The sequence below is a fragment of the Actinoplanes sp. CA-142083 genome (assembly GCF_050942195.1).
Classification (GTDB): Bacteria; Actinomycetota; Actinomycetes; order Mycobacteriales; family Micromonosporaceae; genus Actinoplanes.
Window position 1 is genome coordinate 9,145,018 of record NZ_CP192076.1, and the last position, 20,315, is coordinate 9,165,332.

Consider the following 20,315-nt stretch of genomic DNA (forward strand, 5'->3'; position numbering starts at 1 on the left):
GGCGGAAACCATCAATCGAGGACCTCGCCGCTGGCCACCAGGACGGCCGGGCCGGCCAGCCACCAGCGGCCGGCCTCGTCGTGGGTCACCGTGAGCCGGCCGCCGGGCACGTCGACCGCGACCACGCCGGTCTCCAGCCCCGCTTCGCGCAGCGCCACCGCGCCCACCGCGAGCGCGCCGGAACCGCAGGACAGCGTCTCGCCCGAGCCGCGCTCGTAGACCCGCATGGCCACGTGGCGATCGACGCCCTCGACCGGCTCGGCGGGCACGGTGAACTCGACGTTCACCCCCGCGGAGAACAGCGCGTGGTCGAAGCCGGGCGCCGCCAGGAGGTCGAGCGAAGACAGCGCGAGACCGTCGTGCAGGGCGCAGACCAGGTGGGGGTTGCCGCAGTCGACGGCCATGCCGGGGAACGTCAGCGGACCCACGGTCGCGGTGCTCGCCGCGTACACCCTGGGGTCTCTCATCCGCACCCGGATCTCGTCGCCCTCGACCACCGCGACCACGACGCCGGCTCGCGTCGCCACCGGCAGGCCCTCGGGTCCGGGCGTGGCGAGCCCGCTCGACACCAGGTATCTCGTGAAGACGCGCACGCCGTTGCCGCACATCTCGGCGATCGAACCGTCGCTGTTGCGGTAGTCCATGAACCACTCGGCGTCGGCGGCGAAAGCGGCGCCGTCCGGATCCTTCGCGGCGCGCACCACGCGGAGCACGCCGTCGGCCCCGATGCCGAACCGGCGGTCGCAGAGCTGCGCGACCCGCTCCGGGGTCAGCAGGAGAGCGCCGTCCGGGTCGGGGACTATGACGAAGTCGTTGCCGGTGCCGTGGCCCTTGGTAAACAACACGCCGTCCATCATCCCGTAAGCGCCAGAGCATCCGCCACGAGTGTGTCCGACGCCCCGTCGAGCCAGTGGATGGCCGGGTCGCGCTTGAACCAGGAGCGCTGGCGGCGGACGAAACGGCGCGTACCCCGTACGGTGTCGTCTTTTGCCTCGGTCTCGGACATGGCGCCGTCGATCTCGGCCAGCGCCTGCTGATAGCCCAGCGCCCGGCTCGCGGTGCGTCCCTCCCGCAGGCCTCTTTCGGCGAGGCCGCGCACTTCGGCGACGAGGCCGGCCGCCCACATCAGGTCGACCCGCGTGGCGATCCGCTCGTCCAGGTCTTCGGGCGATCGGTCGACGCCGATCTGCACCGACGGGTAGTGCGGGGTCGGCGCCGGCAGCGTCGCGGTGAACGGCTTGCCGGTCAGCTCGATCACCTCGAGCGCCCGCACGATCCGCCGGCCGTTCGAGGGAAGGATGCTGGCCGCGGCGGCCGGGTCCCACCTTTTGAGCCGCTCGAACAGAACCGCCGGACCGCTCGCCGCAAGCTCCTCCTCGAGCCGCGCCCGCACCTCGGGATCGGTGCCCGGGAACTCGAACTCCTCCAGCACGGCCCGGATATACAGCCCCGAGCCGCCGACCAGCAGGGGCACCCGCCCGCGGGACAGGATGTCGTCGATCGCGGCCCGCGCCAGCGCCTGGTACTCCGCCACCGCGGCCGGGACGGTCACGTCCCAGATGTCGAGCAGGTGGTGCGGAACGCCCGCCCGCTCGTCCACCGTCAATTTGGCCGTGCCGATGTCCATGCCCCGGTACAGCTGCATCGAGTCGGCATTGATCACCTCACCACCCAGCTCGTGGGCGAGAGCGATGCTCAGGGCGGATTTCCCCGCCGCGGTCGGCCCCACGATCGTGATCACGCGCGGAACCAATTCGAACGGCACGGAGCAACGGTAGGACACTGTTATGTCACGGTCATCGGCGGGCGCTTCCCCATAACCGGGTTGGACCTGTGACAATGCGCGAGAAAGAATGCCGTTGAGAAGCTTTGGCGTTCGACTGCGCTGTGGCGGCGGTCGCCGGCCCTCCCAGGCCGGTGGACACCGGGAGACTTGAGGACGGGTTATGAACGACTGGACGGCCTTCGGGCGCGTGGATGCCGACGGCACCGTGTACGTGAAGACCGGGGAGGGCGACCGTGTGGTCGGCTCCTGGCAGGCCGGCACCCCGGAAGAGGGCCTGGCCCACTTCGCCCGCCGCTTCGCCGACCTCGTCACCGAGGTGGACCTCGTCGAGGCACGACTCAAGTCCGGCGCGGCCGACGCGTCGCATTCGCTCGCCAGCGTGAAGCGGCTGCGCACCCAGCTCGACGAGGCGCACGTCGTCGGCGACATCGACGGGCTCGCGACCCGGCTCGACAAGCTGGCCGGCGTCGCCGACGAGAAGGCCGGCGAAGCCCGCGCTGCTCGCGAGGCCGCCCGCGGCGAGGCGCTCGCCCGCAAGACCGTCCTGGTCGAGGAGGCGGAGAAGATCGCCGCCGACGCGACCGGCTGGAAGTCGGCCGGCGACCGCCTCAAGGAGATCCTCGACGAGTGGAAGACGATCCGCGGCGTCGACAAGAAGACCGACGGCGAGCTGTGGAAGCGCTTCGCCGCTGCCCGTGACGGCTTCACCCGCCGCCGCGGCGCGCACTTCGCCACCCTCGACGGGCAGCGCAAGCAGGCCCAGACGGCCAAGGAAGAGCTGGTGAAGGAGGCGGAGAGCCTGGCCGAGTCGACCGAGTGGTCGAGCACGGCCAACCGCCTCAAGGAGCTCATGACGGAGTGGAAGGCCGCGCCCCGCGCCGCCAAGGAGGCCGAGCAGCGCCTCTGGGAGAGGTTCCGCGCCGCGCAGGACAGCTTCTTCACCCGCCGCAGCGAGGTCTTCTCGGCCCGCGACGCCGAGTACAAGGGCAACCTCGACAAGAAGCAGGCCATCCTCGCCGAGATCGAGGCCGTCGACGTCGACGCCGACCCGCGCGCCGCGCAGAACAAGCTGCGCGACGCCCAGGCCGCCTGGCACGACGCCGGCCGCGTCCCGCGGGAGAACGCGGCGTCTCTGGACCGCCGCTGGCGCGCGGCCGAGGAGCGCATCCGCGTGGCGATGGACTCGGCGTGGCGCAAGACCACCCCGCAGGACAACCCGCTGCTGCAGCAGATGCGCGAGCAGGTGGCCGAGGCCGAGGAGAAGCTGGCCCGCGCCCAGGCCGCCGGCGACGCCCGCCGCATCCGCGAGGCGGAGCAGGCGCTCTCCTCCAAGAAGCAGTTCCTCGCCCTCGCCGAGCAGGCCAACTAACCGCCCAGGAGCGCCAGCTCCTGAGGGGACGCGTTGCCGCCGGTGCAGACGACGGCGATCTCGCGCCCGGCGAAGCGGTCGGGGTGGGCGAGGACAGCCGCCAGCGGTGCGGCGCCCGCGCCCTCGGTGAGCGTGTGCGCCGCCGTGGCCATCAGGCGCTGAGCGTCGGCGATCTGGTCGTCGGTGACCAGGAGGAAGTCGCTCAGGGAGGCACGCAGGATCTGCTGCGGCAGGGTGAAGGAACGGCCCGTGGCCAGGCCCTCGGCGCGGGTGTTGTTGGGGCGGCTCTGCGGAACTCCGGTGCGCCAGGCGTCGTGAGCGGCCGTCGAGGCCGAGGACTGGACGCCGATGATCTGGCAGTCGGGCGCCAGCGCGCGGGCCACGATGGTGGCGGCCGCCGCGCCGGAGCCGCTGCCGATCGGGACGACGATGGCGTCCAAGCCGGGGCGGGCCTCGAGAATCTCCAGGTAGAGCGTGCCGACGCCGGCCACGAGCTCGGGAGTGTCGCCGGGGCTCACCAGTTGGGCACCCGTGTCGGCGGCGATCTTCTCGGCGGCGGCCTCGGCGTCGGCCAGGTTGGCGCCGGTCAGGACCACGCCGGCGCCCCGGGCCTCGACCGCGGCCACCTTCGACGGGGTGGTGCCGGCGGGCATGACCACCGTGCAGAGCTCGCCGAAGGCGTACGCCATGGATTGGGCGTGGTTGCCGGTGGAGTACGTGACCGTGGCGCGGCCCTCGAGCGCGGCGCGCAGGGTGAGGCCGCCGCGAACCTTGAAGGCGCCCACCGGCTGCGTGTTCTCGTGCTTGACGTGGACCGTGGCGCCCGTGGCGGCGTCGAGCACCGGGTAGGACCACATCGGGGTGGGCGGCAGGTAGCGGCGCACCACGTCCCGCGCGGCTCGTATGTCATCGATCGTCAGCTCCATGCCCACGATCATTCGGGGCGGCCGACGCATAGGTCCAATGACAATCTTCGGGGAAACCCATCAACATCGCTGATAGGTTCGGATGATGTTGGACGTCGCGCGGCTGCGGGTGCTGGCCGCGGTCGCCAAACACGGCTCGGTCACGGCCGCCGCGCGGGCGTTGCACTACTCGCAGCCGTCGGTGAGCCACCATCTGGCGCGTCTGGAGGCCGAGACGGGCAGCCGGCTGGTGCAGCGGGCCGGGCGCGGCATCCGGCTCACCGAGGCCGGGCGGGTGCTGGCGGCCCGGGCCGAGGAGATCCTGGGCCGCCTCGACGCGGCCGAGGACGAGCTGGCGGCGTACAACGGCCTGCGCGCCGGGCGGGTGCGGCTCGCGGCCTTTCCGTCGGCTCTCGGCACTTTCGTGCCGCTCGCGGCGGCGCGCTTCGCCGCCGCCCATCCGGGGATCGACTTGCGCTTCCGGGAGGCCGAGCCACCCGAGGGCGTACGCCTTCTGCGCAGCGGCGAAGTCGAGGCGGCGCTGCTGTTCACGCACGCTCCCGCGCCCGAGCTGGACGGGCTGCGCTGCGAGGTGCTGCTGGAGGAGCCGCTGTATCTGGTGGCGCCGCCTTCGTGGGCCGGAGACCGGCTCACCGACCACAAGGACCGGCCGTGGATCGGTGGCTGCGAGCGCTGCCGGGGACAGCTGTTGCGGGCCGCCGAGGCCGAGGGTTTCGCGCCGGACATCCGCTACGAGACCGACGACTACGTGGCGGTGCAACGGCTCGTGGCGGCCGGTCTCGGGGTGACCACGCTGCCGGGGTTGGCCCTTGAAGCGCACCGGGACCCGCAGGTGCGCACCGCGATGCTGCCCGGCACGACACGGCAGGTGCTGCTGGCCGTGCACGGCGAACCGCCCGATCCGCCCGCAACCGCCGCCCTGTTGAGCCATTTGCGGGACTCCGCGGTTACGACATCATCGGTCCGGTGAGGATCGATCCGCGGCAGCGGCTCCTGGAGACCTGGGCGGCGACGGTACAGGCTTCGTGGCGGGGTGGGATCTGGCACTGGGGCGGCCGGGACGGATCCAACTCGATCTCGGACGCCGAGCAGCTGCTGTGCATCCTGCTGCCGGCGGCAAAGGTGCTGCCGCTGGCCCTCGACCGGCCGGAGACCATGTCGGAGCATGCGCTCAGGGCCCTCGCGCCGCTAGGTGACGCGAACACCATTCCGCTGACGCTGATCCGGATCGCCACCGAGTACTTCGAGCGGTACACGACCTACGAACCCCGTTCGATCTTCGCAGGCGGCACCTATTTCGATCTTGATACCGGCCGGAACGGCGAGCTCCAGGACTGGCAGCGCGAGCGCGACGTGGTCGATTCCTACGCCGTCTCGCTGACGCTGTCGCTGGTGGTCCGTGGCTTCGCCCGGCTCTTCCAGCCCGTGCTGACCCAGGCCGGCCATCTGGCGCAGGCGCAGCGGCTGGAACGAGTGGCGAGCCTCCGGCTCACCGCGGCCATGATCGGCCTGCTCCGCAGCTTCTCGACGAACGTCTTCGACCCGGGCAGCGAGGAGGGACATGTCCTGATCGACACGGTGAACCGGGGTAGCCTGCCCCGCCGGGAGGTCGCGTCCCAGCTTCGTGCGGCCCTGCGGCCCACCACGCGGCGACTCGGTGAGGTCGAGATCGGATCGGGCCAGATCTTCGAGCTCGACGACGCAAGCCTGTTCGAGTGCGGCTGGTCGTGGGGGACCGTCACCGAGGCGCCACAGGTTTACGTCGACGACCCGGAAATCCTCCTTGGGCAGCTGGCAGGCTTCGCGGAGGACCGGCCGCATCTGTACTTCACGGCGGTCGCGCTGGACGCGATCGAAGAGCTCCTCTCCGAGCGAACGCGGGAGCTGAGTCTGCTCGACGCGGAGCAGTACCAGCTGGCCCGTGAGTTGATGCTGCGCCGGGACCTGGCGCTGTCCTACTGGACGACCCTGGCGACGTTCACCGACGGCTGGCAATGGCCGCTGGAGGCCCGGCGCGACGACTACCACACCCTGCTGCTGTCCTCCGTCCTGGTGAAGGACCTGAGTCAGCCGGGTCCTCGGGCCCAGGACCTGGCACGGGTCGGCCGGGTGCTCGCCGATCTGTCCGACGGGCTGCGGCTGGCGCCCGAGGCTCAGCCCGGCCAGGTCATCACCCTGATCGACCGCGAGACGCAAGCGTGGGACGAGCCACAGGCGGCCTGGGTGGCCGGCGACTTCGCGCCCGTGCTGCTGCGCAACAGCGTGGCCATCGCCGGGATGCTGCGCGACGGGAGGCAGCGCACCCAGATGCTGCGCCTGGCCGACCACACCTGGGATCACCTGGACGGGCGCCGGATGGGCCCGGAGGCGACGCCGGGGCTCTGGGACCGGTCGGCCGATCACCGTCTGCCGTCGTGGCGCTGCACCCTGCGGGTGGTCGAGGCGCTGATCAGCGCGGCCGACGTGCTCGAACGGCGCGGGGCGGCGCGCCGATCAGAGGGCGCAGCCGTCGGCGGCGACCGGTAGGGGCGCGGGGACGCCGACCGTGGGCAGGCCCAGGGAGACGCCCTTGAGGCGTGGGGTGCGGCCGGCCTCGAACGCGTCGCCGGCTCGGGTACGGCGGTACGAGAGCGGGGCGCCGTCGGCGTTCAGGTGGTGGGGGGCCGCGTAGGTCACCACGGTCTCGACGATGTCGCCGGGGCGCGGGGTCAGGTCGCCGGTGGCGAAGTGGACCAGGCGGCCGTCGCGGGCGCGGCCGCTGAGCCGGCCCGTACGCTCGTCCTTGCGGCCCTCGCCCACCGCGACCAGGACCTCGACCTTCTCCCCCACCAGCTCTTTGTTCTCCGCCCAGGTGATCTCTTCGAGCTCGGCGATCAGGCGGTTGTAGCGGTCCTGGACGACGGCCTTCGGGATCTGGTCGGCCATGGTGGCGGCGGGGGTGCCGGGGCGGATCGAGTACTGGAACGTGAACGCGCTGGAGAAACGCGCCTTGCGGACGACCTCGAGGGTCTGCTCGAAGTCCTCCTCGGTCTCGCCGGGGAAGCCGACGATGATGTCGGTGGTGATCGCGGCGTCGGGCATGGCGGCCCGGACCTTGTCGATGATGCCCAGGTATTTCTCCTGGCGGTAGCTGCGGCGCATCGCCTTGAGCACCCGGTCGGAGCCGGACTGCAGCGGCATGTGCAGCGAGTGGCACACGTTCGGCGTCTCGGCCATCGCGGCGATCACGTCGTCGGTGAAGTCCTTGGGGTGCGGGCTGGTGAAGCGCACCCGCTCGAGGCCCTCGATCTCGCCGGTGGCGCGCAGCAGCTTGCCGAAGGCGAGCCGGTCGCCGAACTCCACGCCGTAGGAGTTGACGTTCTGCCCCAGCAGGGTGACCTCGAGGACACCCTCGTTCACCAGCGCGGAAACCTCGGCCAGGATCTCGCCGGGCCGGCGGTCCTTCTCCTTGCCGCGCAGCGACGGGACGATGCAGAACGTGCAGGTGTTGTTACAACCGACAGAGATCGAAACCCATCCCGCGTACGTCGACTCGCGCTTGGTCGGCAGCGTCGACGGGAACACCTCGAGCGACTCGAGGATCTCGACCTCGGCCTCCTCGTTGTGCCGGGCGCGTTCGAGCAGCGCCGGCAGCGAGCCGATGTTGTGGGTGCCGAAGACGACATCGACCCAGGGCGCCTTCTTGACGATGTCGCCTCGGTCCTTCTGTGCCAGGCAGCCGCCGACGGCGATCTGCATGCCGGGGTGCTTGAGCTTGGTGGGGCGCAGGTGGCCGAGGTTGCCGTAGAGGCGGTTGTCGGCGTTCTCCCGTACGGCACAGGTGTTGAAGACCACGACGTCCGCCGCCTCCGGATCCGCGGCACGCACGTAGCCCGCGTCCTCCATCAGGCCGGAGATCCGCTCGCTGTCGTGCACGTTCATCTGGCAGCCGTAGGTGCGCACGTCATAGGTGCGCGGGGTGCCCTGGATTTCAACAGTCATGGCAATTGACCAGGGTACTGCGTCGGCTCGCCGGGGGCCCACGGGCGCACGTTCCGGCGTTCCGGGCCGTCGTCGGTCTCCACCTCGTCGACGTGCACGCGCCGCAGGCTTCCGTCCGGCTGCGCCAGGACGTACGCGGTGGGATCGAGCGAATCGTCGGGAAGCAGCACCGCCTCGCCGAGCCGGACCGAGACGGCGCTCGCGGCCGTTGCCTCGGCGACATCGCCGGGCGCGAGGAAGACATCGACTAGCGTCGGGAATTCGCCACCGACGTGGTAGACATCGCAGAGAATAGCGCCGTCGTCACCGAGAGGAACGACGCTGCGTTCCAGCATGCCGGCCAGAGCGCCACGGACTCGATCCGCGTCAATTCGATTTCCCAGCGCCCAGTTCCAGAGGCCGGGTGTCGGATCCCCGTCAGCCATACACCTTCCCTCGGTTAAGTTACCGCTCCGTGACCGTTCTCGTGGCGAACCGATACTACGGTCCACTTAGAGTTGGCCCATCCGGGTGATCCGCAACGAACGGACGGTGGTCTCACAGTGTCCGACGATGCTCTCATCGTCCTCGAGAACGTCAACAAATGGTTCGGCCCGCTGCACGTGCTCGACGACGTGAATCTGTCCGTCGCACGCGGCGAGGTGGTCGTCGTGATCGGACCGTCCGGCTCCGGCAAGTCCACCCTGTGCCGAGCGATCAACCGGCTCGAGCCGATCAGCTCCGGGACGATCACCTTCGATGGCCGGCCGCTGCCCGAGGAGGGCCGGGCGCTCGCGCGGCTGCGCAGCGAGGTGGGCATGGTGTTCCAGTCGTTCAACCTCTTCGCGCACAAGACGATCCTGCAGAACGTCATGATCGGGCCCGTCAAGGTGCGTAAGGAGAAACCCGTCGAAGTTCGCGAGCGGGCCATGTCGCTGCTCGACCGGGTCGGCATCGGCAACCAGGCGGAGAAATACCCGGCCCAGCTCTCCGGCGGCCAGCAGCAGCGCGTCGCGATCGCCCGCGCCCTCGCGATGCAGCCCAAAGCGATGCTCTTCGATGAGCCGACCAGCGCGCTGGACCCCGAGATGGTCGGCGAGGTGCTCGACGTGATGACCTCGCTGGCGCGTGAGGGCATGACGATGGTCGTGGTCACGCATGAGATGGGATTCGCGCGGCACGCCGCCAACCGGGTGGTGTTCATGGCCGACGGTCAACTCGTCGAACAGGCGCCGCCGGCCGAGTTCTTCGCGAGTCCGAAAAGCGACAGGGCCAAAGACTTTCTCTCCAAAATCCTTACGCATTGATCGTGCGAACACTCTTCGTCCAAACGCAAGCAACTATTTCGAGGAGCGTAATGATGCGCATCACCCGATTGGCAGCGACGTTCGGTGCAATGTCCATGCTGTTTGCCGTGGCCGCGTGCGGCGGGGACGACTCCGACAACGCGAGCGGCACCGGCAGCAGCGGTGGCGGCTCGGGGATCGTCGGCAAGGCGTCGAGCGGCAAGCTGACCTTCGGCGTCAAGGCCGACCAGCCCGGTCTGGGCCTGCAGACCGGCAGCACGTACACCGGCTTCGACATCGAGATCTCGAAGATCATCGCCAAGGGCCTGGGCGTGCCGGAGAGCGGCATCACCTGGAAGACGACCGTGTCGGCCAACCGTGAGCCGTACATCCAGCAGGGCCAGGTCGACGTCGTGGTGGCCACCTACACGATCAACGACGAGCGCAAGCAGAAGGTCAACTTCGGCGGGCCGTACTACATCGCCGGGCAGGACCTGCTGGTGCCGGTGAACTCGACGATCACCGGCCCGGAGGCGCTGGCCGGCAAGAAGGTCTGTTCGGTGAGCGGCTCGACCCCGGCCAAGCGGATCCAGACCGACTACAAGGACGCCCAGCTCCAGCAGTTCGACTCGTACTCGAAGTGCGTGACGGCGCTGGCCGGCGGGCAGGTCGACGCGGTCACCACCGACGACATCATCCTTGCCGGGTACGCCGCGCAGGAGCAGTACGCCGGCAAGTTCAAGGTCGTCGGCAAGCCGTTCAGCACCGAGCCGTACGGCATCGGCGTCAAGAAGGAAGACTCCGAGGGCTGTAACAAGATCAACGAGATCCTCAAGGCGGCCGCGGGCGACGGGTCGTACAAGAAGGCCTGGGACGACACTCTCGGCAAGAGCGGCAAGGCCGCGCCCGAGCTGGACACCTCCAAGCTGACCAACTGCTCCTGAGGAATTGTGGCGGCGGGGCCGGCTGAGTCCGGCCCCTCCCTTTTGGGGTGACGATGGAAGTTTTCTCCGATCCGACCAATCGCGACGTCTATGTGACCGGATTCCTGTGGATCCTGAAACTCACGCTCGCGTCGTCGGTCCTCGCGCTGGTGCTCGGCACCCTGCTGGCGGCCATGCGGGTGTCCCCGATCCCGGTGCTGCGCGCCTTCGGCACGGCCTGGGTGAACATCTTCCGGAACACCCCACTCACACTGATCGTCTTCTTCTGCTACTTCGGCCTGTACGCGGTGCTGGGCTTCAGCGCCTCGGACGACCTCGAGCTCAACAACTACTGGCTCGGCGTGATCGGCTTGTCCGTGTACACGGCGGCCTTCGTCTGCGAGGCGATCCGCTCCGGCATCAACACGGTGCCGGCCGGGCAGGCCGAGGCGGCCCGCGCGATCGGCATGACGTTCCAGCAGACCCTGTCGATGATCATCCTGCCGCAGGCCGGCCGCGCCGTGATCGCGCCGCTGGGCAGCATCTTCATCGCGCTCAGCAAGAACGCGACGATCGTCGGCACGATCGGTCTCATGGAGTCGTCGAACGCCATGAAGGACCTGATCAACGCGAACGGCAACGCGGTCTTCTCGATCTTCTTCGTCTTCGCCGGCACCTTCGCCGTGGTCCTCATTCCCACCGGCTACGGCTTCGGCTGGCTGGCCAACCGACTGGCGGTGAAGCGATGAGCACCGACGCCGTCCTCTACGACCACCCCGGGCCGCGCGCCCGCGCCCGCAACCGGATCCTCACGGTCGCCTTCGGGGTGCTGCTGCTCGCGCTGCTGTTCTGGATCTACACGAAGTTCGACGAAAAGGGCCAGTGGGCGGCGGCGCTGTGGGAGCCGTTCACCAAGTCCAGCACCTGGACCGACTACATCCTGCCCGGCCTCAAGAACACCCTCGCCGCGGCGGCGGTCGCGATGGTGCTGTCGCTCGCGTTCGGCGTTCTCTTCGCGGTGGGCCGGCTCTCCGACCACTGGTGGCTGCGCGTCCCGTCCGGCGTGGTGGTCGAGTTCTTCCGGGCCGTGCCGCTGCTGCTGATGATGTTCTTCATCTTCTTCGGCATCCCGTTCGTGACCGAGAAGCCCATGTCCAACTTCTGGGCGGTCGTGATCGCGCTGACCCTCTACAACGGGTCGGTGCTGGCCGAGGCTTTCCGGGCCGGCGTGCGGGCGGTGCCCTTGGGGCAGAGCGAGGCCGCGTACGCGATCGGCATGCGCAAATCGCAGGTGATGGGTCAGATCCTCATCCCGCAGGCGGCGCGCGCGATGCTGCCGGTGATCGTCAGCCAGCTCGTGGTGCTGGTCAAGGACACGGCGCTGGGCTACATCATCTCCTACAACGAGCTGCTCCAGCTGGGCGTCAACAACCTGTCGGCCAACTTCGGCAACGTGGTGCAGGCGGCGATCGTGGCCGCGATCATCTACATCACGATCAACTCGGCGCTGACCGCGACGGCGGGCTGGCTGGGACGGCGGACCCGGCGCAGCGGGAAGGCGCCACGGCGGACGATGGGGCCACCGGCCCTGGTGGAGGCGGCCGAGCAGTGATCGTTACCGAGCCAGCTCCGTCACCCGGGACTCGCGGACGACCGTGACGCGGATCTGGCCCGGGTAGGTCAGCTCCTCCTCGATCTGCTTCGCGACGTCGCGGGCGAGGACAGCGGCGCCGATGTCATCGATGTCGTCCGGCCGCACCATGACGCGGATCTCGCGCCCGGCCTGCATCGCGAAGACCTTCTCGACGCCCACCTTTCCGGCGGCGATCTCCTCGATACGTTCCAATCGCTTCACGTACGCCTCGAGGCTCTCCCGCCGTGCGCCCGGGCGGCCACCCGAACAGGCGTCGGCCGCCTGGGTGAGCACCGCTTCGATGGTCTGCGGGGGCACCTCGTTGTGATGCGCCTCGATGGCGTGGACGACGTCTTCCGATTCGCCGTACTTACGGGCGAGGTCGGCGCCGATCAGCGCATGGCTGCCCTCGACCTCGTGGGTGAGCGCCTTGCCGATGTCGTGCAGGAAAGCCGCCCGCTTCATCGACGGGACGTCGAGGCCCAGCTCGGCCGCCATGATCCCGGCGATGTGCGCGGTCTCGACGAGGTGCTTCAGGACGTTCTGCCCGTAGCTCGTGCGGTACCGCAGCCGGCCGAGCAGTTTGGCCAGCTCCGGGTGGATGTCGGTGATCCCGACGTCGACCAGCGCCTCCTCGGCGGCCCGGTCGCAGAGAACCTCCACCTCGTTCTTGGCGCTGTCGTAGACCTCTTCGATGCGGTGCGGGTGGATGCGGCCGTCGAGAACCAGCTTCTCCAGCGTCAGCCGGCCGACCTCCCGGCGGACCGGATCGAAACAGGAGAGCAGCACCGCCTCGGGGGTGTCATCGATGATCAGGTTGACGCCGGTGACCGATTCGAAGGCGCGGATGTTGCGGCCCTCGCGGCCGATGATCCGGCCCTTCATCTCGTCGCTGGGCAGATGCAGGACGCTGACCACGCTCTCCGCGGTCTGCTCGCTGGCGATCCGCTGGATGGCGTCGACCACGATGCGGCGGGCCCGGTTGTCGGCGGTGCTCTTCGCCTCGGTCTCGATGTCCCGCACCATGATCGCGGCCTCGCGCTTGGCCTGGGCCTCGATGTTCTCGACGAGCTCCGCGCGGGCGGCGTCGGCGGTCAGCTTGGCGATCCGCTCCAGCTCCCGGCGCTTCTGCTTCTCGGCGTCGGCCAGCTCGGACTCGCGGGTGGTGAGAGCGTTCTCCCGGCCGACGAGATCCGCATCCTGGGCGGCCAGCCGGCGCTCCCGCTCGACCAGCCGCTCGACCTCGTCGCCGTGCAGCCGCTCCCGCTCGTCGATCCGGGCGGCGCGGCGCTCCACCTCGGCGGCCTGCTCCTTGGCGGTCGCGTTGAGCAGGGCGACCTCGCGCTCGCCGGAGCGGCGGGCGGCGGAACGGACCTGCTCGGCGTCGGCCTCGGCCTGGCGGTGGGCGCGCTCCAGGATCGTGTCGGCCTCGCTGTGCGCGTCCTCGAGGACCCGGCGGGCCTCGGCGCGGGCGGCGGTGGCCTCGGCCTTGGCGGCGGCGACCTCGGCGCGTACGGAAGCGGCCTTGGCGTTCGCGTCGGCAACCTTCGCCTGGGCGGCGCCGACGGCCTGGTCCTGACGCTCCTGAGCGTCGGCGCGGTCGCTCCGCATCTGGCGCAGCGCCCGTGCCCCGAGCACCAAACCGGCCACCACCAGGGCGCCGAGGACGACGATAGCCACCACCAGCACCCAGTCCAGGGCGGTCATCTCGCCGCGTCTCCCTTCGCCGCACCGCGCGCTGTTGCGCGCCGCGCCGCCTGGCACGCGGTGAAGCGCGCAGGCCGTCTGCGGGATGCCCGACCAAGGCTGGCTGAACGCAGGCTATGCCGGACCGCGACGTGCCGTTTCGTGGCACGCCTCGGTCTGCTGTTCTCCGGTTGTGACCCTTCGTTCGGTGACGGTGGGGATCACAAGTGATGCCGTAATGTAATGCGATCTATGTTGTGCGTGTTGCATGCGATGGTCGAACAAACCTTGTGTAACGCGAGGCTAGGTCGCGAGTGCCACTTCGGTCAAGGATCCATGATTTGGTCCGGGATGGGACTTAGGGCACAGACCCGCTTACGCGCAGCTCACGAAGTTGGTGGGCATTTCAGGCGTACCGGGACCAGAGATCGCGCATCGGCTCCCAGCGCTCGCCCAGCCCATCTTTCCAGTAGGCGAGAACGTAGGCCGCGGCGGGCGCTTGCGGGTCCTCCCACCAGATCCCGGCGACGGTGCGGGTGACGCCACCCTCGGTCAACGGGTATGCGTACTCAACGTAGTTGCCGCTGGTCTTCGGTGCGTTCTGGCCGGCGCCCGGCGTGAGGGTGCGGGCGTCCTCGGCCTGCTTCTTGAGGTCGCCGCGGGCTTTGTCGCGGTCTGCGGTGGTTTTGTACTCCACGAAGAGGGCGCTCATGCCACTGACGGTGCAGCGGATCCGGACCGATTCGCCGTCGTCGGCCTTGGCGGTGGCGCGGGCGCAGGTGGAGAGGTACGGAAGCCAGCCCTGAGACAGGGGCAGGAGGCCGGTGTTCGCGAACTTGGGGCGGTTGAGGGCCGCTTGGGTCTGCTCGAAGAGACTCTGGGTGGGGGTGGGGGGTTTGGGCGGTTCTGGCTGGGGGGCTGTGGTGCGGCCCACCAGGACGCCGGCGGCGCCGAAGAGAAGGAGGCCCGCCAGGAGGCCGACCAGCAGGCCGGTGAGGAGCTTGGCCGGGCGGGGCGGGGGCGGCGGGGTGGGCTCGATGCGCGGGGTGGGGGTGGCGGGGAGGCCGTAGGGGTCGGCCTTGTTCGCGGCCGGCGCGTAGTAGCCGGGATCGGCGGTGTTGGCGGCGGGCGAGCGGAAGCCGGGATCGGCCGCGTCGGCGGCGGCCCCGTAGTAGCCGGGATCGGCCGTGTCGGCGGCGGGCCCGTAGTAGCCGGGATCGGCCGTCTCGGCGGCGGGCGCGTAGAAGTTGGGATCGGCTTTGTTGACGGCGGGCGTGTAGAGGCCGGAGTCGGACAGGGCCGGGTAGAGGGCGCTGCTGGGCCGGTCCTCGATGGTCGGGGGTGGTGGCGCGTAGGGATCCCACGGGTCGTAGGGGGCGCCGCTCGCCGGGATAGGAGCGGCCGGGCCACTCGGCGGCGGCTCGATGCTCTGCGGATCCCAGGCGTCCAGATCGTCGTAGGGCGCCTCAGTTGCCGGCGCCGGCGCGTTCGTCTCGGCAGCCCACGATGCGTCGGCCTCTCCTGCCCGCGAGTTTTCGTTGTCAGTGGGCTCGGCGGCCCACGAGCTGTCGGCCTGCGCGGGGTCGGCCACCCGCGAACTGCCGGTCTCGGCGGAGTCGGTTGCCCACGAACTGCCGGTCTGGGCGAGGTCAGCTACCCGCGAGCTGTCGGCCTTGGCGGGGTCGGTTGCCCACGAGGCGCCGGCCTCGGCGGGGTCGGCTGCCCACGGGCTGTTGGCTTCCGTCGGCGTCGGCGTCGGCGCCGGCGCTGGGCTCCTCGGCGCGAAGTAGGGGCCGGGCGAAGTCTCCGGGCGGGATCTCATGGCCGGACGCTCGGCGCTGCCGGCCGACATGGAGTAGGTGTCCACCGGAGCGACCTGCTCGGGCTCGGGCGGCGGCGCGTGGGGGTCGCGCGGCGGGGCGCTCCAGGGGTTGGAGGGCCGGCCGGCGGACGGTGCCGGGTGCTGGATGGGGATGCTGGGGTGGGCGGACGACGGCGAAGCAGGCTGGTCGGCCGACGGGTCGGCGGCCGCAATGCGCGCCGCGACCTGCTCGGTCGGCTCGGAACCCTCCGGGAAGGAACCGTAGCCCCGCACGTTCCGCGAGTCCTCGGTCACGCCAACTCACGCTAGCAGCCAGTGGCGAATGTCGATCTTTACTCACCCGCAGGCATTACCCGCCGCCGGTCAGCCGGGGTCGCTGCTCTCGTCGGCCAAGGCGTCGGCGTCGATCTGGTCGGCGAACTCGGCTGCCTCGGCGTCGCGGGCCGCGAGCGCGTCCTTGACCGCGCGGATCGCCACGCCTGCCGGATAGCCCTTGCGGGCGAGCATGCCGACCAAGCGACGGAACACCGCCTCGGGCGCGCCGTGGGTGGTCCGCAGCTTGCGATCCACAAGGGCGCGCGCCGTCGCGGCCTCGTCCTCGTCGTCGAGTGATTCGAGCGCCTCGCTTGCCACCTCGGCGTCCACCCCGTGCTGCCGGAGCTCGTTGGCCAGCGCCCGGCGCGCGAGCCCGCGCCCGTGATGCCGGCTGGAGACCCACGCCCGCGCGAACGCGGCGTCGTCGATGATCCCGACCTCGTCGTAGCGGTCGAGAACCTCGGCGATCACCTCTTCGGAGATCTCCTTGCGGGCGAGCGCCTTGGCCAGCTCGGCGCGCGTGCGCGGCCGTACGGAAAGCTGCCGCAGGCAAATCTCCCGGGCCAGCTCCGACTCGCTCTGCTCGGGCTGCGCGCTGCCCTCCCGATCGCCGCGAGGGTAGCCGCCCGGCGAGGAACGCCGGCGACGGGCGGGAACGTTGCCGCGTTCCCTCTCGCCGCCGGGAGTCTCGCCGGGCGGGTGCTCATCGGAGGGATGGCGCGACGAGCGGGGTGGGAGTGCGTCCCACCCTCGCCCCGACCGTGCGCCGCGCCGTCCGGCCATTGGCTATACCTCGGATCAGAAGTCGACCGGCGGGAGCTCGGGACCGCCGGCGGCGTCACCGGTGGTCTGGCCCACGCCGAGCTTCTCGAGGATCTTCTTCTCGATCTCGGCGGCGACGTCGGGGTTCTCCTTGAGGAACTCCCGCGCCTTCTCCTTGCCCTGGCCGAGCTGGTCGCCGTCGTAGGTGTACCAGGCGCCGGACTTGCGGATGATGCTCTGCTCGACGCCGACATCGATGAGCGAGCCCTCGCGGGAGATGCCCTTGCCGTACATGATGTCGAACTCGGCCTGCTTGAACGGGGCCGCCACCTTGTTTTTCACGACCTTGACGCGGGTGCGGTTGCCGACCACGTCGGTGCCGTCCTTGAGGCTCTCGATGCGGCGCACGTCGAGCCGGACGGAGGCGTAGAACTTCAGCGCGCGGCCACCGGTCGTCGTCTCGGGCGAGCCGAACATGACGCCGATCTTCTCCCGGAGCTGGTTGATGAAGATCGCGGTCGTGCCCGAGTTGTTCAGGATGCCGGTGATCTTGCGGAGCGCCTGGCTCATCAGGCGGGCCTGCAGGCCGACGTGGCTGTCGCCCATCTCGCCCTCGATCTCGGCGCGGGGCACGAGCGCGGCCACCGAGTCGATGACGATGATGTCGAGCGCGCCGGAGCGGATCAGCATGTCGGCGATCTCGAGCGCCTGCTCACCGGTGTCGGGCTGGGAGACGAGCAGGGCGTCGGTGTCGACGCCGAGCGCCTTCGCATACTCCGGGTCGAGCGCGTGCTCGGCGTCGATGAACGCCGCGATGCCGCCGTTGCGCTGAGCGTTGGCCACCGCGTGCAGCGCGACCGTCGTCTTACCGCTGGACTCCGGCCCGTACACCTCGATGACCCGGCCGCGCGGCAGGCCGCCGACGCCGAGCGCCACATCGAGGGCGATGGAGCCCGTCGGGATGATGGCGGTCTGAATGACCGGCCGCTCCCCGAGCCGCATCACCGAGCCCTTGCCGAACTGCTTGTCGATCTGAGCCAGCGCCAGATCGAGCGCCTTGTCTCGGTCAGGTCCTGCCACCATGTCCGCCACCCCTGTATTCGATTTCGCAGGCGTCTTCGCCGATGAGCCTCTGTTCACCACGCGCTACAAGGTAGGCGGAGGGTATGACAAAAATCTGCCGCCCCTCCGCGAGCTGTGGATAACCGGGCCGGTGTGGACAATAGCCGAACACCTGTACTAAATCGAAGCGACACGCCAGAACAAGCGTACGAAAAACGTGTCAACGCAGGCGGGAAGGCACCCGATCGGGGTAACTGGCCACCACGGCTCGCCAGATCGTAGCGGTGTCGATACCGTCCGCGATCGCCTGGTTGATCGTGCGGTCGCCCAGGCCCGCGAAAGAATGGTCCGCCGCGATACTCCGCGCATAGGTGGCGCCGAAAGCCTCGTCGAGCCGCGCCCAGAAATCCGTCAACCGCACCCTGCGAGCCTACTCAGCGAAATCCCGCGACGCCCCCGCCAGGCGTCGGCCCGGCAGCGTCCTCAAGCGACGGGCAGGCGCGCCTCGGCGGTGGTCAGGACACGGCCGCCGCGGCGACCTTGAGGTCGTCGACGAGACCGCGGTATGCGGTGTCGCGATCGTCGGCGCGCAGCACCGCGGACGGGTGGATCGTGGCCATCGCCTGGATCTCGGCGACCGGGAAGTCTTCCGGATGCTGGGCCGAGGCCGGCCACGGCAGTAGGCGGCCGCGCTGCTGGGTGACCCGGAACGACGGGCCGAGCAGCGCCTTGCCCGCGGTCGCGCCGAGCAGCACCACGAGCTCCGGCTTCAGCAGCGAGAACTCGGCGACGATCCAGGGGCGGCAGGCGACGATGTGCGCCGGGCCGGGCGTCTGGTGGATGCGCCGCTTGCCGCGCAGCTCGAAGCGGAAGTGCTTCACGGCGTTGGTGATGTAGAGATCGGCCGGGTCGATGCCGGCGTCGTCGACCGCCTCGCGCAGGAGACGGCCGGCCGGGCCGACGAACGGCAGGCCGCGCTGGTCCTCCACGTCGCCCGGCTGCTCGCCGACGAACACGATGCGCGCGTGCTCGGCGCCCCGGCCGAAGACGGTCTGCGTGGCGTGCTCGTGCAGCTCGCAACCTTCACAACCGGCGGCGGCCTCTTTGAGCTCCTCGATGTTCCGCGGCTGGGGCGGCACCCACTCCTGCGCGCCGACCGGCGCATCGGTCCTTGGCATCCCATCGTTTTACCCGAACGGGCACGACCCACGCACAGCGGGCACTCCCCACGCGCACGCCGTCTCCCGCGCACGCGCCCGTGGCGTCCTCCGCGCCCGCGCCCGTGGCGTCCCCCGCGCCCGCGCCCGTGACGTCCCCCGCGCCCGCGCCCTCCCGAAGGACCGGTCGTCGCGACGGCGCGGTCCGGAATCCGCCGCACGGGCCCCATCACTCGCCGGGCTCACACTCATCCGCGCGGACCACGATCGTCGGCCGGTCAGCGGGACGGCGTGGTCAGGCCCGGTGGGCCGGTGGCGGTCGCCACGGCGTCGGCCAGGGCGGGGATGCTGGACTCGTCGAGCGGGCTGATCGTGATGCGCACGCCGGGTGGGGTGCTGATGCGGAACAGCGAACCGGGCGCGACGGCGTAACCCGCGTCGCGGAGCAGGCCGACAGCGCGGGTCTCGTCGGGAACCCGTACCCATGCGTTGATGCCTGTCGCGCCCTCGACCGCAAGCCCGCGCTCCCGGAACGCCTCCCGCAGAAGCTCGCGGCGCCGGGCGTAGCCCGCGGCCGCATGCCGCACCAGCGACGTCACCTCCTCATCGAGCCAGAGACAGACCAGCAGGCGTTGCAAGACCGTGGAGACCCAGCCCGTGCCGAGGCGCATGCGGCCGACCACGCGGGCGATCGTGGTCTCGTCGCCGGCGACCACGGCGATGCGCAGGTCGGGGCCGAAGGGCTTGGACGCGGAGCGGATGAACGCCCACGACTCGGTCACCGGGCCGAGGCAGTGCAGCGGCGCGCCGGCGAGCTCGGCGGCGTGATCGTCCTCGATCAGCAGAACCTCTGGCTTGACGGACAGCACCCCGCGGAGCTGGGCCGCGCGGGCGGCGGAGACGGCTGCGCCGGTCGGATTTTGCGCGCGCACGGTGACGACGAACGCGCGGGCACCGGAGTGAAGAGCGGCGGCCAGCGACTCGGGGTGGGGACCCTCCTGGTCGATCGTGACCGGAAAGGCGCGCAGGTCGAGCGCGGCCAGCAGGTCGAGGAGATTGGCCCAGCCGGGATCCTCCACCGCGACCGCGTCACCCGGCCGCAGATGGGCGGTGAGCAGGCGCTCGATCGCGTCGAGCGTGCCCGAGGTGGCGGCGATCGCGGCGTTTTCCATCGGGACGCCATCGGCCGCGAGGCGCGGGCGGGCGATGTCGATCAGCTCGGGCATGGCGATCGCGGACGCGTAGCCCTGTGGCGGGCCGGTGTCGTCGGCGATGCGACGCAGGGCGGAGCTGATCGACGGCAGGACGCGGACGTCGGGCTCGCCCGAGGAGAGATCGAGCACACCCTCGGGAACCGGCAGGCGCATCAAAGATCGCTCGGTCGCGATGGGCGGGCGGGAACGGACCCGTGTGCCCTTGCGGCCGTCGGCCTCGATCACGCCGCGTCGTCGCAGCTCCTGATAGGCCTTGGCCACCGTGGCGGGGCTGACGCTCAAGTCGCCGGCGAGTGCGCGGATCGCCGGGAGCGGGGAGCCCCAGACGAAATCGCCGCGCATGACGCCCGACTCGATGCTGGCCGAAATCTCGGCGGCGTTGTCGCCGGTGACCTGATACTGTGCTGGCACAAG

Annotated in this window: 19 protein-coding genes; 7 read left to right on the forward strand and 12 right to left on the reverse strand. The window is 70.4% G+C overall.

Going from position 1 to position 20,315, the window contains the following annotated elements; all coding sequences use genetic code 11:
* Nucleotides 1–11 precede the first annotated feature (11 nt).
* Both dapF and miaA read right to left on the reverse strand, forming a co-directional pair.
* Nucleotides 12–845: a diaminopimelate epimerase gene (dapF, locus tag ACQPZX_RS42055; protein ID WP_433368691.1), complete on the reverse strand. Its 834-nt coding sequence runs from the start codon at nt 843–845 to the stop codon at nt 12–14.
* Between the two features lie 8 nt (nt 846–853).
* Nucleotides 854–1,765: a tRNA (adenosine(37)-N6)-dimethylallyltransferase MiaA gene (miaA, locus tag ACQPZX_RS42060; protein ID WP_433368693.1), complete on the reverse strand. Its 912-nt coding sequence runs from the start codon at nt 1,763–1,765 to the stop codon at nt 854–856.
* Between the two features lie 181 nt (nt 1,766–1,946).
* Between miaA and ACQPZX_RS42065 the strand changes: the two genes are divergently transcribed.
* Nucleotides 1,947–3,155 carry a DUF349 domain-containing protein gene (locus ACQPZX_RS42065; RefSeq protein WP_433368696.1) on the forward strand — a complete coding sequence of 403 codons (1,209 nt, stop codon included), beginning with the start codon at nt 1,947–1,949 and terminating at the stop codon, nt 3,153–3,155.
* Here the strand turns inward: ACQPZX_RS42065 and ACQPZX_RS42070 are convergent.
* Nucleotides 3,152–4,081, reverse strand: coding sequence for a threonine ammonia-lyase (locus tag ACQPZX_RS42070; protein ID WP_433368699.1), 930 nt, complete (start codon nt 4,079–4,081; stop codon nt 3,152–3,154). The genes ACQPZX_RS42065 and ACQPZX_RS42070 overlap by 4 nt on opposite strands.
* A gap of 85 nt (nt 4,082–4,166) precedes the next feature.
* On the opposite strand from ACQPZX_RS42070, the gene ACQPZX_RS42075 reads away from it, so the two are divergent.
* Both ACQPZX_RS42075 and ACQPZX_RS42080 read left to right on the forward strand, forming a co-directional pair.
* Nucleotides 4,167–5,051, forward strand: coding sequence for a LysR family transcriptional regulator (locus ACQPZX_RS42075; protein WP_433368702.1), 885 nt, complete (start codon nt 4,167–4,169; stop codon nt 5,049–5,051).
* The gene (locus ACQPZX_RS42080; protein ID WP_433368705.1) at nt 5,048–6,607 is read left to right on the forward strand and encodes an SCO2524 family protein; all 1,560 of its coding nucleotides are present in this window, start codon (nt 5,048–5,050) and stop codon (nt 6,605–6,607) included. The genes ACQPZX_RS42075 and ACQPZX_RS42080 overlap by 4 nt, the downstream gene beginning before the upstream one ends.
* On the opposite strand, the gene miaB is transcribed toward ACQPZX_RS42080, so the two are convergent.
* Together miaB and ACQPZX_RS42090 are read right to left on the reverse strand one after the other, a co-directional pair.
* The gene (miaB, locus tag ACQPZX_RS42085; RefSeq protein ID WP_433368708.1) at nt 6,575–8,062 is read right to left on the reverse strand and encodes a tRNA (N6-isopentenyl adenosine(37)-C2)-methylthiotransferase MiaB; all 1,488 of its coding nucleotides are present in this window, start codon (nt 8,060–8,062) and stop codon (nt 6,575–6,577) included. The genes ACQPZX_RS42080 and miaB overlap by 33 nt on opposite strands.
* Entirely contained in the window at nt 8,059–8,487 is a 429-nt protein-coding gene (locus tag ACQPZX_RS42090) for a hypothetical protein (protein ID WP_433368711.1), read from the reverse strand. Before ACQPZX_RS42090 ends, miaB begins: the two co-directional genes overlap by 4 nt.
* A 117-nt stretch (nt 8,488–8,604) precedes the next feature.
* On the opposite strand from ACQPZX_RS42090, the gene ACQPZX_RS42095 reads away from it, so the two are divergent.
* Genes ACQPZX_RS42095 through ACQPZX_RS42110 form a run of 4 tightly spaced genes read left to right on the forward strand, consistent with a single transcriptional unit; the run spans nt 8,605 to nt 11,862 of the window.
* The gene (locus ACQPZX_RS42095; protein ID WP_433368714.1) at nt 8,605–9,348 is read left to right on the forward strand and encodes an amino acid ABC transporter ATP-binding protein; all 744 of its coding nucleotides are present in this window, start codon (nt 8,605–8,607) and stop codon (nt 9,346–9,348) included.
* A gap of 53 nt (nt 9,349–9,401) precedes the next feature.
* Nucleotides 9,402–10,271 carry a glutamate ABC transporter substrate-binding protein gene (locus ACQPZX_RS42100; protein WP_433368717.1) on the forward strand — a complete coding sequence of 290 codons (870 nt, stop codon included), beginning with the start codon at nt 9,402–9,404 and terminating at the stop codon, nt 10,269–10,271.
* A gap of 53 nt (nt 10,272–10,324) precedes the next feature.
* Nucleotides 10,325–10,999: an amino acid ABC transporter permease gene (locus ACQPZX_RS42105; RefSeq protein ID WP_433385767.1), complete on the forward strand. Its 675-nt coding sequence runs from the start codon at nt 10,325–10,327 to the stop codon at nt 10,997–10,999.
* Complete coding sequence (locus ACQPZX_RS42110; protein WP_433368720.1) at nt 10,996–11,862, forward strand: amino acid ABC transporter permease; 867 nt, start codon at nt 10,996–10,998, stop codon at nt 11,860–11,862. Before ACQPZX_RS42105 ends, ACQPZX_RS42110 begins: the two co-directional genes overlap by 4 nt.
* A 3-nt stretch (nt 11,863–11,865) precedes the next feature.
* On the opposite strand, the gene rny is transcribed toward ACQPZX_RS42110, so the two are convergent.
* From rny to ACQPZX_RS42145, 7 genes are all read right to left on the reverse strand, one after another.
* A complete protein-coding gene (gene rny, locus ACQPZX_RS42115; RefSeq protein ID WP_433368723.1) occupies nt 11,866–13,590 on the reverse strand; it encodes a ribonuclease Y in 1,725 nt (574 codons plus the stop codon).
* A 385-nt stretch (nt 13,591–13,975) separates the two neighbouring features.
* Nucleotides 13,976–15,685 carry a hypothetical protein gene (locus tag ACQPZX_RS42120; RefSeq protein WP_433368726.1) on the reverse strand — a complete coding sequence of 570 codons (1,710 nt, stop codon included), beginning with the start codon at nt 15,683–15,685 and terminating at the stop codon, nt 13,976–13,978.
* A gap of 69 nt (nt 15,686–15,754) precedes the next feature.
* Nucleotides 15,755–16,489, reverse strand: a complete 735-nt coding sequence (locus ACQPZX_RS42125) for a regulatory protein RecX (RefSeq protein WP_433368729.1) — start codon at nt 16,487–16,489, stop codon at nt 15,755–15,757.
* A 15-nt stretch (nt 16,490–16,504) separates the two neighbouring features.
* Nucleotides 16,505–17,551: a recombinase RecA gene (gene recA, locus ACQPZX_RS42130; protein ID WP_030435981.1), complete on the reverse strand. Its 1,047-nt coding sequence runs from the start codon at nt 17,549–17,551 to the stop codon at nt 16,505–16,507.
* 199 nt (nt 17,552–17,750) lie between these two features.
* Nucleotides 17,751–17,951 (reverse strand): DUF3046 domain-containing protein, encoded by a 201-nt coding sequence (locus ACQPZX_RS42135; RefSeq protein ID WP_433368732.1) that lies wholly within the window; start codon nt 17,949–17,951, stop codon nt 17,751–17,753.
* A gap of 94 nt (nt 17,952–18,045) precedes the next feature.
* Nucleotides 18,046–18,708, reverse strand: coding sequence for a UdgX family uracil-DNA binding protein (locus tag ACQPZX_RS42140; RefSeq protein ID WP_433368735.1), 663 nt, complete (start codon nt 18,706–18,708; stop codon nt 18,046–18,048).
* Between the two features lie 257 nt (nt 18,709–18,965).
* A complete protein-coding gene (locus ACQPZX_RS42145; RefSeq protein WP_433368738.1) occupies nt 18,966–20,312 on the reverse strand; it encodes an aminotransferase class I/II-fold pyridoxal phosphate-dependent enzyme in 1,347 nt (448 codons plus the stop codon).
* Between the last annotated feature and the right edge of the window lie 3 nt (nt 20,313–20,315).

Coding starts and splice junctions, on each gene's coding strand:
- ACQPZX_RS42065 (WP_433368696.1), top strand. CDS start 1,947: ATGAACGACTGGACGGCCTTCGGGCGCGTGGATGCCGACGGCACCGTG.
- ACQPZX_RS42070 (WP_433368699.1), bottom strand. CDS start 4,081: ATGGAGCTGACGATCGATGACATACGAGCCGCGCGGGACGTGGTGCGC.
- ACQPZX_RS42075 (WP_433368702.1), top strand. CDS start 4,167: ATGTTGGACGTCGCGCGGCTGCGGGTGCTGGCCGCGGTCGCCAAACAC.
- miaB (WP_433368708.1), bottom strand. CDS start 8,062: ATGACTGTTGAAATCCAGGGCACCCCGCGCACCTATGACGTGCGCACC.
- ACQPZX_RS42090 (WP_433368711.1), bottom strand. CDS start 8,487: ATGGCTGACGGGGATCCGACACCCGGCCTCTGGAACTGGGCGCTGGGA.
- ACQPZX_RS42100 (WP_433368717.1), top strand. CDS start 9,402: ATGCGCATCACCCGATTGGCAGCGACGTTCGGTGCAATGTCCATGCTG.
- ACQPZX_RS42105 (WP_433385767.1), top strand. CDS start 10,325: ATGGAAGTTTTCTCCGATCCGACCAATCGCGACGTCTATGTGACCGGA.
- ACQPZX_RS42110 (WP_433368720.1), top strand. CDS start 10,996: ATGAGCACCGACGCCGTCCTCTACGACCACCCCGGGCCGCGCGCCCGC.
- rny (WP_433368723.1), bottom strand. CDS start 13,590: ATGACCGCCCTGGACTGGGTGCTGGTGGTGGCTATCGTCGTCCTCGGC.
- ACQPZX_RS42125 (WP_433368729.1), bottom strand. CDS start 16,489: ATGGCCGGACGGCGCGGCGCACGGTCGGGGCGAGGGTGGGACGCACTC.
- recA (WP_030435981.1), bottom strand. CDS start 17,551: ATGGTGGCAGGACCTGACCGAGACAAGGCGCTCGATCTGGCGCTGGCT.
- ACQPZX_RS42140 (WP_433368735.1), bottom strand. CDS start 18,708: ATGCCAAGGACCGATGCGCCGGTCGGCGCGCAGGAGTGGGTGCCGCCC.